At 61.2% G+C, this 15,446-nt stretch carries 14 protein-coding genes and 1 pseudogene; 6 read left to right on the top strand and 9 right to left on the bottom strand.

Annotated features, from left to right (window positions below):
• Positions 1-105: 105 nt before the first annotated feature.
• Both ACFPTO_RS01165 and ACFPTO_RS01160 read left to right on the top strand, forming a co-directional pair.
• Entirely contained in the window at positions 106-360 is a 255-nt protein-coding gene (locus ACFPTO_RS01165) for a hypothetical protein (RefSeq protein ID WP_377708821.1), read from the top strand.
• Between the two features lie 1,042 nt (positions 361-1,402).
• Positions 1,403-2,143, top strand: coding sequence for a 3-ketoacyl-ACP reductase (locus ACFPTO_RS01160; protein ID WP_377708819.1), 741 nt, complete (start codon positions 1,403-1,405; stop codon positions 2,141-2,143).
• Positions 2,144-2,806: 663 nt separating this feature from the next.
• Here ACFPTO_RS01160 and ACFPTO_RS01155 read toward each other — a convergent pair.
• Positions 2,807-2,983, bottom strand: coding sequence for a hypothetical protein (locus ACFPTO_RS01155; RefSeq protein ID WP_293037650.1), 177 nt, complete (start codon positions 2,981-2,983; stop codon positions 2,807-2,809).
• A 1,054-nt stretch (positions 2,984-4,037) separates the two neighbouring features.
• Positions 4,038-4,202, bottom strand: coding sequence for an FmdB family zinc ribbon protein (locus ACFPTO_RS01150; RefSeq protein WP_293037656.1), 165 nt, complete (start codon positions 4,200-4,202; stop codon positions 4,038-4,040).
• Positions 4,203-4,360: 158 nt separating this feature from the next.
• On the opposite strand from ACFPTO_RS01150, the gene ACFPTO_RS01145 reads away from it, so the two are divergent.
• Positions 4,361-5,374 carry a Gfo/Idh/MocA family protein gene (locus ACFPTO_RS01145; protein WP_377708817.1) on the top strand — a complete coding sequence of 338 codons (1,014 nt, stop codon included), beginning with the start codon at positions 4,361-4,363 and terminating at the stop codon, positions 5,372-5,374.
• A gap of 67 nt (positions 5,375-5,441) precedes the next feature.
• On the opposite strand, the gene acs is transcribed toward ACFPTO_RS01145, so the two are convergent.
• A complete protein-coding gene (gene acs / locus ACFPTO_RS01140; RefSeq protein ID WP_377708816.1) occupies positions 5,442-7,382 on the bottom strand; it encodes an acetate--CoA ligase in 1,941 nt (646 codons plus the stop codon).
• 90 nt (positions 7,383-7,472) lie between these two features.
• Complete coding sequence (locus ACFPTO_RS01135; RefSeq protein ID WP_377708814.1) at positions 7,473-8,051, bottom strand: acetate uptake transporter; 579 nt, start codon at positions 8,049-8,051, stop codon at positions 7,473-7,475.
• A 587-nt stretch (positions 8,052-8,638) separates the two neighbouring features.
• Between ACFPTO_RS01135 and ACFPTO_RS01130 the strand changes: the two genes are divergently transcribed.
• The 3 genes and pseudogenes from ACFPTO_RS01130 to ACFPTO_RS25165 all read left to right on the top strand — a co-directional run.
• Positions 8,639-9,568, top strand: a complete 930-nt coding sequence (locus tag ACFPTO_RS01130; RefSeq protein ID WP_377708813.1) for a dihydrodipicolinate synthase family protein — start codon at positions 8,639-8,641, stop codon at positions 9,566-9,568.
• A 38-nt stretch (positions 9,569-9,606) separates the two neighbouring features.
• Positions 9,607-9,888 (top strand): Gfo/Idh/MocA family oxidoreductase, encoded by a 282-nt coding sequence (locus tag ACFPTO_RS25170; RefSeq protein ID WP_465262951.1) that lies wholly within the window; start codon positions 9,607-9,609, stop codon positions 9,886-9,888.
• Positions 9,798-10,085, top strand: a pseudogene (locus ACFPTO_RS25165) (gfo/Idh/MocA family oxidoreductase); the annotation flags it as partial. The gene ACFPTO_RS25170 and the pseudogene ACFPTO_RS25165, both read left to right, overlap by 91 nt.
• A gap of 44 nt (positions 10,086-10,129) precedes the next feature.
• On the opposite strand, the gene ACFPTO_RS01120 reads toward ACFPTO_RS25165, so the two are convergent.
• The 5 genes from ACFPTO_RS01120 to yjfF form a co-directional block, all read right to left on the bottom strand.
• Positions 10,130-10,873, bottom strand: coding sequence for a FadR/GntR family transcriptional regulator (locus ACFPTO_RS01120; protein ID WP_377708812.1), 744 nt, complete (start codon positions 10,871-10,873; stop codon positions 10,130-10,132).
• Positions 10,874-10,919: 46 nt separating this feature from the next.
• The gene (locus ACFPTO_RS01115; RefSeq protein ID WP_377708851.1) at positions 10,920-11,672 is read right to left on the bottom strand and encodes an ATP-binding cassette domain-containing protein; all 753 of its coding nucleotides are present in this window, start codon (positions 11,670-11,672) and stop codon (positions 10,920-10,922) included.
• A gap of 188 nt (positions 11,673-11,860) precedes the next feature.
• Positions 11,861-12,871, bottom strand: a complete 1,011-nt coding sequence (locus ACFPTO_RS01110; RefSeq protein WP_377708849.1) for an ABC transporter permease — start codon at positions 12,869-12,871, stop codon at positions 11,861-11,863.
• The gene (locus tag ACFPTO_RS01105) at positions 12,871-13,974 is read right to left on the bottom strand and encodes a sugar ABC transporter substrate-binding protein (RefSeq protein WP_377708811.1); all 1,104 of its coding nucleotides are present in this window, start codon (positions 13,972-13,974) and stop codon (positions 12,871-12,873) included. Before ACFPTO_RS01105 ends, ACFPTO_RS01110 begins: the two co-directional genes overlap by 1 nt.
• Before the next feature lie 331 nt (positions 13,975-14,305).
• Positions 14,306-15,427, bottom strand: a complete 1,122-nt coding sequence (yjfF, locus tag ACFPTO_RS01100) for a galactofuranose ABC transporter, permease protein YjfF (RefSeq protein WP_377708809.1) — start codon at positions 15,425-15,427, stop codon at positions 14,306-14,308.
• Between the last annotated feature and the right edge of the window lie 19 nt (positions 15,428-15,446).

Here is a 15,446-nt window from a genome sequence, read left to right as displayed (position 1 = left end):
ACTTAGGCAGTGTTTGTGACATTCATGAAGATGTCACGGTGAACCGCGAACATACGGGGCTCCGTGCCCATTGGCGCGGCATGATAGCTACCGGAAGACGATACGTTGCTGAGCCCGCACGAAATTGCCACGCTGATGCTGGTCCGCCATTCGCCGGACCAGATCGATATGAATCGCACTGAACTCGACACGCTGCTCGAGCGGCGGCTGCTCACGCTGGAGCCGCGCACCGAAGGTCGCCTGAGGCTTTCGCTGACGAAAACCGGTCGTCAGTTGCTGGAAGCGGTCGGGGGCCTGGATCCCGCATTGCCGAGGGCGCGCGATGCCATCGGCTTCGGGCGCTGCATCGCATCCGTCTAAATTCTTTCCCGCCTGATATTCCGCACGCATTCATTCGCGCATTTGTTCGCGATTCGTTCGCGATTCATCCGATATCGCAGGCAGAATCGGATGATATGCTGAATGCGCGCGCATGGCTGCCCGAGTGCAGCCATTTGTATTTGTATATTCGCTTTGCGCGACGCGCCGACATTCACGATGCGCGACTCAAACCAAAACGCTGCCTCGCCTGCCTGAGCATATTTCCTCGCATCTTCCCGTTACCGTGACGCCGTCTTCATGGAGGGAGGAGCGTGAAGTCCTGCATCGGCCGGATTTACGTGAGATTCACATGAGATCCACGTGAAATTCGCGAATGGTAAGGAATTACTTCATACAAAAAGCGGGCCGTTCACGCTGTTTCTATTCACCAGAAATTTATCCTGAAATTTAGCCAAACGGTATGGACGTGTTTGGTAACGATGTGTTTTACTGCTTGTTCGATACACCACACGGCGCACCATGCATAGCGCATGACAACGTCTGTCGTACAAACGTCACGTCACCCGGGTAAGCTCAAGCGTCCACGACGCCACGCGGGGGTGGTGAGTCGAGCGACTGTACTTTTGTGCAGAAGCGTTCCTTATACGGAGTCCGTATTTTGATTCGCCTTTCCGAGGATTATGTCGTTTCGCAAGCTGCGCTTCCTGGCGGCGCGCTTCATTGGTGCAGACGCCTCGTTCGCACAGGATTGCACTCACTTCCCGCAGAGCAGCCGGATCTATCCTGATCCGCCGCACGGTTTTCTTGCCGACCCTGATCACGTGATGCCCGCAAGGGCCACAACTATCGCAACACAGTGCGTTTGCACGGCGCGATAGTCGACAGCGGCCGATTTGAGTCAGAGGTTGTAGCCAGCGCGCCGCCGGCATGAGACACCGGCGCGCTTCACGTCCGTTTTGGTGTCGCACGTTTTCACGTACGGGTTAATGCCCATCGTATGGCGCGCGGCCGGTCGTCAAACTGGTTCATCCTCCATGGTTTTTGTCAGTTTGCTTATAACCCTAAAATGAAAGGAGGACATATGGCGAAGCGTGTTGCTTATGTGACCGGCGGTATGGGCGGCATTGGAACCGCAATTTGTCAGCGTTTGCACAAGGACGGCTTTACGGTGATCGCAGGCTGTGGACCGAATTCGCAGCGTCGCGTGAAATGGATCGAGGACCAGAAAGCCGCGGGTTATGAATTCATCGCATCCGAAGGTAATGTGGCCGACTGGGAATCGACGGCTACGGCTTTCGAGAAGGTGAAGAAGGACGTGGGCGAAATCGACGTGCTGGTCAACAACGCGGGCATCACGCGCGACGTCGTGTTCCGCAAGATGACGCACGAAGACTGGACCGCCGTCATCGATACGAACCTCACGAGCCTCTTCAACGTCACCAAGCAGGTCATCGACGGCATGGTCGAGCGCGGCTGGGGCCGCATCATCAATATTTCGTCGGTGAACGGGCAAAAAGGCCAGTTCGGTCAAACCAACTATTCGACGGCGAAAGCCGGCATTCACGGCTTCACGATGGCGCTCGCGCAGGAAGTGGCGACGAAGGGCGTGACCGTCAACACGGTTTCGCCGGGTTACATCGGCACGGATATGGTGCGCGCGGTGAAGCCCGAGGTGATGGAGAAGATCGTTGCGAGCATTCCGGTGCGTCGCCTCGGCGAGCCGCAGGAAATTGCGTCGATCTGCGCGTGGCTTGCGTCGGATGAGTCGGGTTTTTCGACGGGTGCCGACTTCTCGTTGAACGGCGGCTTGCACATGAGCTAAGTGCGCGCCGCGTACGTGCCGCAGTAGTGTTTCAGTGCGGGAGTGGGCAGCAGCCTGCTCCCGCATTTTTCATGATGCGGCCGCGCGGCGAGGCGCCGCACAAAAAGAAAACGCGCCGGAAACAGGGATTCCGGCGCCCAAGGTTGGCTTTGCGTGTCAAACCGGACTGCAGTGACATAAGACAGGGTATGGATCAGGGCGCAGGGGCACTTCGTTTCCCCGTTGTCTCGTTCCATGACTGCTTTAACGGCAGACGCGGTGCAAAATTGAGTGTGGCGCATCACGGTTTTTCAATGCGCATGCAGACGTGCTGCGCCACCGCATCACGCGCACGGTCGTGCAATCGGGTCTGGCCTGGCGCGGCCGCCCGGCTGTTTTGATCTCGTTGCCTGGCTGGTTCCTGCCCGCGTGTGCACGTGATGTCTGCGTCCACACGCGCGGCCGAAGCCAGAATTCAGGTGTTGCGAGGGATTGAATCAGATCGAGGCAGTGCTTTCCGGTCGAGCTTCGAATCGCTGGATAGCGATTCGGCAGCGATTGCGTGGAGCGATTGAAACTGCCTGATAGTTTCGCGAGCAACGTTGCGACGCGCAACTTTCAACACGGCCCATGATCGACGTCCCGGTGTCGTCAGGCGCTCGACCGGTCTTGCGTGCCGTGCGCTTATGGCTTGTCGATTCCTTGCATGGCCCAGCCAACTGCCCAGAATGCAATCGCGGCCGTACCGAATAACAGGCCGCCGGACCCAAAGAATGCCGCCGAGCCTGCCACCAACAGCCAGACACAGCCAAGAATTTTGAATAGCGTGCCGAGGTGCATCAGTCCGGTAGGTGTTCGCATACCGTTGTCTCCGTCTTCGTGTGCACAGTCAAAGATATTTCCCGTCAATCCATCGATACGAGCGACCCGCCAATGAGCACCTTGATTTGTTACGAGAATTTTCAACGTGTTCAGTGAGGGATGTGTGCCTCTACAGTAATCGGCCAATATGTCCGGCGAAATCAGGATTTATGAAAAAACAGTTTTTCTCTTTCTGTTTTGAGCCGTGTCATATGGCGCATGCCTCCCTGCAACAAGCTAATCGGATTGAGAGACACTGCCGGTAACGGTCGGCCAATCAATTTGCATTGAACCTTGTGTCGAACGAGGGACAGGGTGATCACGGCCGCGCCGCGCTTCGTGCATGACGTGCCGCTATTCGTGTGTTTTCTATCGCAGGTCATCAAACGTTTGCATGCTCGATAACCCTTACTGATTTAAATTCCGCTTTTTGTTTTTCGTGACGTTCCTATATCGACACGGTTGAAGTGTAGCGATGTACGCGCGCCCATTGGGTGTACGCCGTTGTGATGATTGACAAAGCGGGTAATAAGAAACTGCATCGTGGTTGCGCATGTGAACCGTGAAATTCACCTGGCTTCGGGAACAATTTCAATCGCCGTCATCGGCCTGAATGCTTTGCGCAAATTGTTGCCGGTTACGATTTTTTTCGGATCACCTCTAACCGGGTTTAGCCAGAATGCACGTGGTGTATGATGCGAGCGCGATCCGGCGCGGAATGTTCCACTTGGATCGTGGAACGGCGGCGATACCATTCGCGCCGGATTGCACCTGAGCGCCAGTTTCTGTCAGTAGAACTTGAAATATCAGAATAACTAATAGTGTTCACGCTGCGCGCATGGATTGTTTGATGGCGCTTTCATTTCAAGATTTGGAAAACGGCCGATAGAAGACCGCGCCTACGGCCGCACGTTGGCAAACTTGCACGAATTCGGTCCAACGCGATAACGGGGGTGAGATCCGAATTAAACGGATCTGCACGCGCCATTGCACTGCCACGTCGAACGACCGCGTCGCGCTCAGCGCGCGGCGCTCGAAGACCCAACGGGCTGAATCAGCTCTTCCTTGATGTCTGCGGAATGAATGTTGTAGGCACGTGTTGAACCTTCTCGCTTCCGCATTTGGGGCAGCGCGGATGAGCCGATTGATGTTCCGCAAGATGCTCGACGCTCTCGAACGTTTCACCACATTTTTCGCAGCGGTATTGGTAGGTCGGCATGGCAATCCTCCGGTATCGACTATGCGTCTGCGTATTAGTATGGCTCATGGTGCGGGGAACTCAATGAAGTCGCCAGGTTGAATGTAACGCCCGCTGTGGTCTGACAAGGGTGCACTCGTCGTGCCCACCGGACACATACCGCTTTCAAGAGGGAAGACATGCCAAAGGATGTGATTGTCTGGGGTATTCTGGGCACGGGAAAGATCAACGACAAGGTCGTCGTACCCATGAACAGCGCGCCCAAATGCCGGGTAAAGGGCATTGCATCGCGAGATCCGCGCAAGGCTCGAGAAGCCGCCGCGAAATACGGGTTGCCGGTGGCGTACGACAGTTACGAGGCACTGTTGGCCGATCCGGAAATCGATGCGGTGTATATCCCGTTGCCCAACCACATTCACGTGGAATGGGCGATCAAATCCGTCGACGCGGGCAAGCACGTACTGTGTGAAAAACCGATTGGTCTGAATGCCGATCAGGCCGCGCAACTGGTCGCCGCGCGTGACAGGAGCGGACGATACATACAGGAAGCGTTCATGGTCCGCACGCATCCGCAATGGCTCAAGGTGCGCGCGTTGATCGACGAACGCGCCATTGGCGAATTACGGGCGATAACCGGCGGCTTCACCTATTCCAACACCAACCCGCACGACATCCGCAACCAGAGCGAACTGGGCGGCGGCGGCCTGCTGGACATCGGCTGTTATCCGATTACGACTTCGCGTTTCGTCATTGGGCGTGAGCCACGGCGGGTAGTCGCCTTGATGGAACGCGACCCGGCGTTCGAGGTGGACCGGCTGGGTTCCGTGATGATGGACTTCGACGGCGTACAGGCGAGTTTCTTTTATTCGACCCAGATCCACCCTTACCAACGCATGCAGTTTCACGGCACGGCCGGGCGGATCGAAGTTGAAATTCCGTTCAATGCGCCCAACGACCAGCCGACGCGTCTTCTCGTGAGTGAATGCACAAGCGCGGGAGCGATCAACGATCGGTGGGTGGAACTGCCGGTATGCGATCAATATGGCGTGGCAGCCGCGGTGTTTGCACAGGCGATATTGAGCGGCGGCCCACAGGCCATTCCGCTGGACGACGCGTGCGCGAATATGCGGGTGATCGATGCCGTTTTCCAGTCGGCGCAATTGGGCGGCTGGGTGAGCCTTCCGGCAAGGTGAGGCAGCCGCGAGCACCCGCGCGGCTGCAAGTACCCTATCCCCTGCGGTCTTGCCGCTTTTCACTGTTTCAATGCGCGATCCGATGATCGATCAAATCGTTGACGACGCGCGGATCGGCCAGCGTCGAGACATCGCCCAGATCGCCGTAATCGCCGTCGGCGATCTTGCGCAGGATGCGGCGCATGATCTTGCCTGAGCGCGTCTTCGGCAGAACCGGTGCCCATTGAATGAAGTCGGGGCTGGCGATTGGGCCGATTTCCCGGCGGACGAGCGCCACCAGCGCGTTCCGCAATGCCTCGGTCGGCTCGACGCCGACCTTGAGTGTCACGTAGGCGTAGATGCCCTGGCCCTTGAGCGAATGCGGATAGCCGACCACGGCTGCTTCGGCAACGTCGGGGTGCGTGACCAGCGCGCTTTCGACTTCGGCGGTGCCGAGCCGGTGGCCCGAGACGTTCACGACATCATCGATCCGCCCGGTGATCCAGTAGTCGCCGTCTGCATCGCGATAGCAGCCATCCCCTGTGTAGTATTTGCCTTCGAACTGGCTGAAGTATTGCACCCGCATGCGATCGGGGTCGCCGTACACGTAGCGCATCTGTCCGGGCCACGAATCGAGCATGCATAGACTGCCTGTCCCTTCGCCCTCGATGACTTCTCCCTTTTCGCCGACGATCGCGGGCTGCACGCCGAAGAACGGCCGCGTGGCCGCACCGGGTTTGAGCGTCGTGGCGCCCGGCAGCGGCGCGATAAGAATGCCGCCGGTTTCCGTTTGCCACCAGGTGTCGATCACGGGACACCGCTTTTCACCGACGACTTCGTAATACCAAAGCCATGCCGCCGGATTGATCGGTTCGCCAACGGTGCCGAGCAGACGCAGCGATTTGCGCGACGTCTTCTTGACCGGGCCGTCGCCGTCGCGCATCAGGGCGCGAATTGCCGTTGGCGCGGTGTAGATGATCTGCACGCGATGCGTGTCGCAGATCTGCCAGAAGCGTGAGCTGTCCGGGTAATTCGGCACGCCTTCGAACATGATCGTGGTGGCGCCATTGGCGAGAGGGCCATAGACGATATAGCTGTGCCCCGTCACCCAGCCAACGTCCGCCGTGCACCAGTAAACATCGCCGTCGTGATAGTCGAAAACATACTGATGCGTGAGGGTGATGTACGTGAGATAGCCGCCTGTCGTGTGCACGACGCCTTTGGGTTTGCCGGTCGATCCGGACGTGTAGAGGATATAGAGCGGATCCTCCGCATTCATTTCTTCAGGCGGGCAGTCGGCGGAACTCTGGCTCATCAGTTCCTCATACCAATGATCGCGGCCTTCGCGCCAGTTGACCTTGCCTCCCGTACGCTTGACCACCACGCATGTCCCGACAGCGGGGCATTTTTCCATCGCCGCGTCGGCGCTTTCTTTCATCGCGATCGTGCGGCCGCCTCGAACGCCCTCGTCGGCGGTGATGAGAATGCTGGAAGCACAGTCGTGAATGCGATTCGCGAGCGCCTCGGGAGAGAACCCGCCGAACACGACAGAGTGGATTGCGCCGATGCGGGCGCACGCGAGCATCGCGACGGCGATCTCGGGAATCATCGGCATGTAGATGGTGACGCGGTCGCCGCGCTTGACGCCGAGCGATTTCAGCACATTGGCGAACTTGCAGACTTCGGCATGCAGTTCGCGATAGCTGAGGGTGCGGCCGATGGCCGGATCGTCGCCTTCCCAGATAATCGCGGGCTGATCGCCGCGCGTCTGGAGATGGCGGTCGAGGCAATTGCTGCTGGCGTTGAGCGTGCCGTCGTAGAACCACCGGATGCGCAGGTCCTGGCTCGCAAAGGAAACGTCTTTCACATGCGTGTATGGGCGGATCCAGTCGAGACGTTTGCCGTGCTCGCCCCAAAATCCTTCCGGATCTTCCGTCGAGCGGCGGTACATCTCTTCATAACGGGCCGCATCGGCCCAGGCACGCTTTGCCCGGTCTGCGGGCACAGGAAAGGTCTGATGCTCAGACATGGTTTCCTCCTCGAGGACGTCGCGCTGTCACGTGGGCGGCGGCGCGCCCATTCGGCCAGTCCGGCCCGCCGCCGTCCAGGTACTGGCCCGCTACGCGGCTTGTGGGTGTGGTTCTGCGTAGGGGTGCGTGGGCAGCACCGTGCGCCCGAAGCTCTCATTGATCACCATCGCCGCAGACGCGTAGAACGCCAGCAAAGCGGTAATCAGGCCCGCATAGCCGCCGAGATGCGTCGCGAGCGCGGACCCGGTCCACGCGCCGATGGCGAGGAGCAAAAAGGTGATCCAGAGTGCGAGGAATACGAGCTGTACGGACGTGCTGGTGTGCATCGAGCCGATCCACATGTAGAACGTGAATACGCCCCATACCAGTAGATACCAGCCGACGAACGCTGCCGGCACCTTCGTGCCGAGGAATGCGACGAACAGCGCGAAAGACCACCAGAACGCGCCATAACTGAGGAATGCCACCGTTCCGAGCGTATTGCCGCGCGGAAATTCGAGTATGCCCGCGATCATCTGCGCCGTACCGCCGAACGCGAACGCGAGCGCCAGCACGAGCCCCATCGCGTCGGCATTGAACCAGCCGGCGTTGACCATGCTGAGCATCCAGGTTGTGAATGCAAACCCGGCGAGTCCGAGGGGCGCCGGGTTGGAAAGATTGCCACCCATGATTTGCCTCCATGGTCATTGTTTCCAATTGCCAACTGCCAACTGCCGAGCAATCGGCGGCGGCATGACGGGCGGCCCATCGCCGATGTACTCGACCACATGCCGTGGACGACACGGCATTTACTTCATCGTTGCTCCGTGCGCAAAACGCGTGCCGGATGCGGCACGCGATTGTCTGAAGTTTGATTCGGGCGGCGCACCGGGATGAGTCCACGCGTGCTGCACGATCACGGCACTGCCGCAACGCGCACGGTTTTCCGCAATAAAAGCGGAATGGTTGATGCTTATTATAGGTCGCCCGTCATGACGCGATATTTCGTTTCGCGAGTGGATTGGCCGGGAATATCAAGCCTGAATGGCGTATTTACAGCGTTGTCGCCGACTGGATCGGAAGGCGAAGATACGACGTAATCCTGATGGAATTGAAATGCGTGGCGGGCTATGCGTAACGTGATAAACGGTCGGTGCTAATGCGGAAAATCGGCGCACTTCGCGTCAATAACGAGAATGCCTTGGCACGCGCGATGCGATTTGAGAAGATAGCCCGTCGCGCCGGCGCGCGAAAAAAAATCGAAGGAGACAGGACGATGACTGTGAGCCGCATGCCCCGCCATGAGGGTATCTTTCCCGTCGTGCCGACCACGTTCACCGAAACCGGCGAACTGGATCTCGAAAGCCAGAAACGCGCGGTCGATTTCATGATCGACGCAGGCTCGGATGGGTTATGCGTATTGGCGAATTTCTCCGAGCAATTCGCGCTGTCCGACGACGAACGCGACGTGATTACGCGCACCGTGCTCGAACATGTCGCGGGCCGCGTGCCGGTCATCGTGACCACGACGCACTACGGCTCGCAGGTCTGCGCGGCGCGCAGCCGGCGTGCGCAGGAACTGGGCGCGTCGATGGTCATGCTGATGCCGCCGTATCACGGCGCGACGTTCCGCGTACCGGAAACGCAGATCCACGAGTTCTACGCGCGTGTTTCCGATGCCATCGATATCCCGATCATGATTCAGGACGCGCCTGCCGCGGGTACGGTGCTTTCAGCTGCGTTTCTCGCGCGCATGGCGAAAGAAATCGAGCATGTGGGGTACTTCAAGATTGAAACGCCCGGCGCGGCGAACAAATTGCGCGAACTGATTCGCATCGGCGGCGAGGCCGTCGTCGGTCCGTGGGACGGTGAAGAGGCGATCACACTGCTGGCGGACCTCAACGCGGGCGCGACCGGATCGATGACGGGCGGCGGCTTTCCGGACGGCATTCGGCCGATCATCGTCGCGCACCGTGAGGGCCGCTTCGACGAAGCCTTCGCGCTCTATCAGCGCTGGCTGCCGCTCATCAATCACGAGAACCGCCAGGCCGGATTGCTCGCCGCGAAATCGCTGATGAAGGAGGGCGGCGTGATCGCGTGCGAGCTGCCGCGCCATCCGTTGCCGCCCATGCATCCCGAGACGCGCGCCGAACTGATCGCCATTGCACGCCGGCTCGATCCGCTCGTGCTGCGCTGGGCGCATTGATGTCTTCGCGCCTTGACGCACCCATCGAGGAGATCACCATGAACGGGTCGTATATGTTGGCCGTTGTCGGCGTCGGCAAGATTGCGTGCGACCAGCATCTGCCCGCCATCGCGGCAAATCCGGGCTTCACGCTCGTCGCGGCGGCGAGCCGCAACGCGCAGGTCGAGAGCGTGCGCAATTACACCGATATCGGCGCATTGCTGGCCGCCGAACCCGGTCTTGATGCCGTGTCGCTCTGCGCGCCGAATTCGACTGGCGGCACGGCTCGGTCGAGCAATGGGAAATCGACGTCGAGACGACGGATGGTTTATTGGCGCTGAGCGAAGGCGGCAAGCGCCTCGTGATTGCGGGCGAACCCGTTGCGCTTGCACCCGAACGCGAATATCCGGCGCTTTACGAGCGCTTTCACTGGCTGATCGCGCACGGCGAGGAAGATGTCGATGTGCGCCCACTGCGTCTCGTGGCCGATGCGTTCCTGCTCGGCCGTCACGTCGAAGTCGAACCCTTCGGTGTCTGACAAGTGGTTGATCAACCAACCATCAATCGCCGATCAACCACCAGTCAACCACGAACCGGCGGCTCCGGTTCGAGCGCCGCGCCGCCGAGGATCGTGTTGGCGTCGGCGCGCGCGTTGTCGAGCTGCACGACGCTCGCCTGGCGCGCGGCCAGCGCATCGTGATGCTCGATTGCCGTGAGAATCGCCTTGTGGCGCGGCAGCGAAAGGGCGTGCGTATTCGGATGCCGGCTCGTGAGCTTGATCGATTCCGAAAGCGCGAGAGAGAGCATATTGCCGATATACGCGAGCATGTCGTTATGCGTGGCCGCCATGATCGCGCGGTGAAATTCCAGATCGGGTTCGAGCAGTTCGGCCGCGGTGCGCGCGCGCTCCATGCGCGCGTAAGCGGCGCGGATACGCGCGACGTCTTCCTCGCTGCCCGAGATGGCGGCGAGTGCGGCGGCGGCGGGCTCGATGATCTGGCGCACGGTCATGAGCGACTGGAAAAACGCGCCTTCGGGAATGCTGTTGACGGTCCAGTAGAGCACGTCCGGATCGAGCATGTGCCACTCTTCGCGCGGGCGCACCACGCTGCCCACGCGCGGCTTGGACACGACAAGGCCCTTGGCCACGAGCACGCGCGTCGCCTCGCGCAGCACCGGGCGGCTCACGCCGTACGCTTCGCAAAGCGTGGGCTCGGGCGGCAAGCGCTGGCCCGGCGCGAGCCGGCCTCCGACGATTTGCATGCCCAGTTCCTGCACGATGCGCCCGTGCATGCTCTTGCGATTCTGCAGATTGCGATAATTCATTTTTTCCCGGCTGGTGCGGCCTCGCCGGTTACCCCCTCGTTTGTGGTCAGTGCGCGCCGTTGGAGCGCATCGCGCGGTACTCCCGCCGCACGATGTCCATCAACTCCGGCACCGACGTTTGTGCGCTGCGCTGCTCGAACGTCACGCGGCCGCGCTGCATGAGCATGATGCGGTCGGCAATATCGAGTGTCTGCGCATAGTTGTGCATGATCATAATAATTGAGAGTCCCCCTTTTTCCTTGAGGCGCAACACGAGATCAATGATGAGTGCAGCCTCGCGCGCGCCCATCGCGGCGAGCGGTTCGTCGAGCAGCAGGATCTTCGCGTCGGAATGGACCGCGCGCGCCACCGCGATGGCCTGGCGCTGGCCGCCCGAAAGCCGCTCCACGGGCAGATCGACCGAAGGCACATGCACGCCGATATCGTCGAGACACTGCGCTGCGAGTTCGCGCATGCGGGCATGATCGAGCAGACGGAACGGGCCGCGCCGCACGATTTCGCGGTTCAGGAACATGTTGTGATAAATGCTGAGCGAATTCGCAAGCGCGAGATCCTGATACACGCATTCGATGCCGAGCGCGCGCGCGTGATCGACGGAGCGCAGCAGCATTTCCTGGCCATTCACGTAGAGCGTGCCGCCCGTCTGCTGATGAAACCCGGTGAGGATTTTCACGAGCGTGGACTTGCCCGCGCCGTTATCGCCGAGGATGCCGAGAATCTCGCCTTGGCCGAGCGTAAACGACACGCCGTCGAGCGCCGTTACCGCGCCGAAGCGTTTGACGAGCTGGTCGCCGCGCATCGCAAGCGCAGCGCTTCCCGCCGCGTTTGCCGATGCATTTGCCGACGCATTAGCCGACGCATTAGCCGACTCATTAGCCGACGCATTAGCCGACGCATTAGCCGACGCATTAGCCGACGCATTGGCAGACGCATTGGCAGACGCATTGGCAGACGCTGCGTCGGGTTGCCGCTCGACCGGCTCGACCATTAGCTGCTCCCTTTGCGCCGGATCCGTCCGACGTGAATGTTGAAGACCATTGCGGCGAGAATGGCGGCGCCGAGGATGATGTTGAACGTGAACGCGTTGATGCCGATGAGCGTGAAGCCGTCGTTGAGAATGCCGAGCACCGCCGCGCCGATCAGACCGCCGATGATCGTGCCCGAGCCGCCCGTGAGCGGCGTGCCGCCGATCACGGCGGCGGCGATGGCGAGAAAGGTGATCTGATTACCGCCGGCCTGCGGATCGATGGAGGTGATGCGAAAGCCTTCGAGAATGCCGGTGAGGCCCGCGAGCATCGCGGCGATGATGAAGTTGCCGAGCCGCAGCCGGCTCACGTGAATGCCGGCTTCGCTCGCGCCGAGCGGATTCGCGCCCGCCGCCTGTGTATGCAGCCCCCAGCGCGTGTGGCGCAGCAGGACATGCATGGCGATCGCGAGCCCGAAGGTCCAGAGTATTTCGCTGTAGCCCCATGCGCCCATGACGTTCGCGAAGGCCGTCGACCCGGGCGCCTCGACCGGCGTGCCGCGCGAGACCGTGAGCGTGATCCCGTTGACCAGAAAGAGCGTGCCGAGCGTCGTCACGAACGAGGGCAGACGCAACCACACGGTGACCGCGCCGTTCACGAAGCCGACGAGCGCCGCCGCGGCGAGCCCCGCGATCAGCGCGAGCCACATGGGTGCGCCCGCATCGTTCGCGAACACCATCATAAACGGCGCGAAGGCGAACACCATGCCCGCCGAAAGATCGATATCGCCGCCGATCATCAGCATGATTTCGCCGAATGCGATGATCGCGACCGGCGCGACGAATTGCGAGAGATTGACGAGACTCGCATTCGTCAGAAGGAAATCATGATTGGCGAACTCGAAGTACGCGGCGAGCAGCACCGCGACCAGCAGAATGCGCAGCTCCGCTGACCAGTGTGCGAGCAGGAGCCCGCGCGGCCGCGCGGGCCGCGCCGGGACTTCGACTTTGCGGGGTTCGTCCACAGCACCCATCACGATTTGATCGGGCCTCTCATTTGAAGGATCTGCGCCTTGGTGCTCTTGCCTTCATAGCGCGTCGACGTGTTGAGGTACGGCTCGACCGTGTCCTTCGTCACGAATTTCAGGCCCGTGTTGACGTTCGCCGGTCCCACGAGACCACCCGATGCAAGCGTCACGAACGCCTGCATCACCGTATAGAAGCCCTGTACGTACGGCTGCTGGTCGATGGTGAAGTCGAGGAAGCCTTCGTGGATGAGCTGGACGGTGGTCGGCAGCAGGTCGAAGCCGCCGCCGTGCACGCCCTTCGCGGGCAGGTTCTGTTCCTTCATCACCTCCGCGACGCCCTGCGTGCTGCCCGCGTCGACCGCGAACATGCCCTTCAGATCCTGGTGGCCGAGATAAAACGCCTTGATCTTCGAGAGTTCCTCGTTGACGGTCGCGCCCGTCGCCACGGTCTGGATGTCGATCTTTTTGCCCGACTTCTTGATCGCGTCGGATGCGCCGTCAAGACGCGGCTGGATGTTCAACTGACCCGGCGTCGCGATGAAGAGGCCGACAAGGCCGCTGTCGATGAGGCTCACGATGCGCTCGCCCATCTGATAGCCGGAGAGATACAGGTCCTGGCCGATATACGAGAGACGCGGGTTGCTCTTGCCGCGCGGTGCATCGGCGTTGTAGGCGAACACGGGAATGCCCGCGTCGAGCGCCGCCTGGATCGGCTTGTCGAACGCGGTGGGGTCGACGATGGGGACCGCAATCGCGTCGGCCTTGGCGGCAATCGCGGCGTTCACCGCGCGCACCATTTCGCCCGCGTCCGAGGTGGCCGAACCGGTCCACTGATAATCCATGCCGAGCAGCCCGCACGCGTCCTGAATGCCGTATTGCGTAGGCACGAAGAACGGATTCGTCGTGACGTGGTTCACGAATACGATCTTCCACTTCTTGTGCGCGGGGAATGGCGCCTCGGCAGCCTGTGCCGTCGAAATCAATCCGCCCGTGCCTGGCGTGCCGAGCAGCGAAAGCGCCGCGCCGAGTCCCGCGCCCTGCAACAGGCCGCGTCGGCCCGCACTGACGTTGTCCTGCTGGTTTTGCCCGCCTTCCCGTTCTTGCGCCATGTCTTCCTCCGGTTGTTTTCGTGGATCCAGTGCATGCACATTCACGACGGCACCGGGCGGCGCGCTGGCGTCCCTGGAGACGCCGCGGATTGAAGTATGTGGAGACCGTGCCGGACGGTACGTCGAAGATGGTAATGCAGCGTTTTCACGGGGCCTAATGCAGGTATACCCGTAATAAGTCGGACTATTGTCTGGCGCGGCAGGACCGCTTTGCGGGCGCCATACGCACCATACGTGCCATGTGCGTCGCACGGCACGCATGCCGTGGGCCGCCGATGCGCGAGCGGACCAGCCGCGCCGATCCGTATGGCCAATGGTGCGGCGACGTAGCTCATGCGCGTGGTGGCGCCGAAGCGAGCTTCGCCTGGTCGAGCGGCGCGGCGTTGCGCGTTCGCGTGCCGCGGTTCATGGGCGCGCCCATGCCGGTCCCCGCCGACTTGCGCCGCGCCGCGTGCCGCTCGGTCGCGCGTTGAAGCAGACAAAACGCGCAGAGCAGCGCGCCGATCACGATGCGCGTCCACCACGAACTAAGCGTGCCGTCGAACGTGATGAGCGTCTGGATCGTCCCGAGAATCCCCACGCCGAACACGGAGCCGATCACATAGCCCACGCCGCCCGTGAGCAGCGTGCCGCCGATCACGGTGGCGGCGATGGCGTCGAGTTCCATGCCCTGCGCCTGCAGTCCGTAGCCCGAAAGCACGTAGAGCGTGAATACGATGCCGCCAAGCGCGGAGCAGAAGCCCGAAAGCGCGTAGACGCCGATCTTCGTGCGCGCGACGGGCAGACCCATGAGCAGCGCGGAGCGCTCGTTGCCGCCGATTGCGTAGACGTTGCGGCCGAAACGCGTGAAGTGGGCGATGACGATGCCCGCCGCGAGCATGGCGAGCGCGATCAGCGCGCCGGTGTTCAGCGAGCCGCTGCCGATGGGGATGCTGAACTCCGAGAGCGCATGAAAATCCGCGCGGTTGATCTGGATGGACTGCGTGGTGATCAGAAAACAGGTGCCGCGCGCGAGGAACATGCCCGCGAGCGTGATGATGAACGGCTGCAGCCGGAAATAGTGGATCAGTGCGCCCATGCCGGCGCCGTAGAGCGCGCCGCAGGCGAGCACGATCGGCACGATGACGGCCACGGGCCAGTGCAGCCGCTCGGACATCACGGCGCAGAGGATCGTGGCGAGCGCAACGACCGCGCCCACCGAAAGATCGATGCCGCCCGAGATGATGACAAACGTCATGCCGATGGCGACGATCAGCAAGAACGCGTTATCGACCAGCAATCCGAACAGCACCTGCAGCGAGAAGAATCCGGTGTACATCACCGAGCCGAAGCCGAACAGGGCGACGAACAGCAGCACCGTGACGGCGATGGGCAGCACGCGCGGATCGGCGAAGCGCGCGGCGCTGCGGCGGCAGGCGGCGAGCGGTGCGAAGGGCGGGGAGAAGCGGCTCATGCGGTCGGTTCCTCTCTTT

The organism is Paraburkholderia denitrificans (assembly GCF_042655705.1).
Lineage (GTDB): Bacteria > Pseudomonadota > Gammaproteobacteria > Burkholderiales > Burkholderiaceae > Paraburkholderia > Paraburkholderia denitrificans.
The sequence above is the reverse complement of the archived record's forward strand: the minus strand, read 5'-3'. Positions and strand labels throughout refer to the sequence as shown.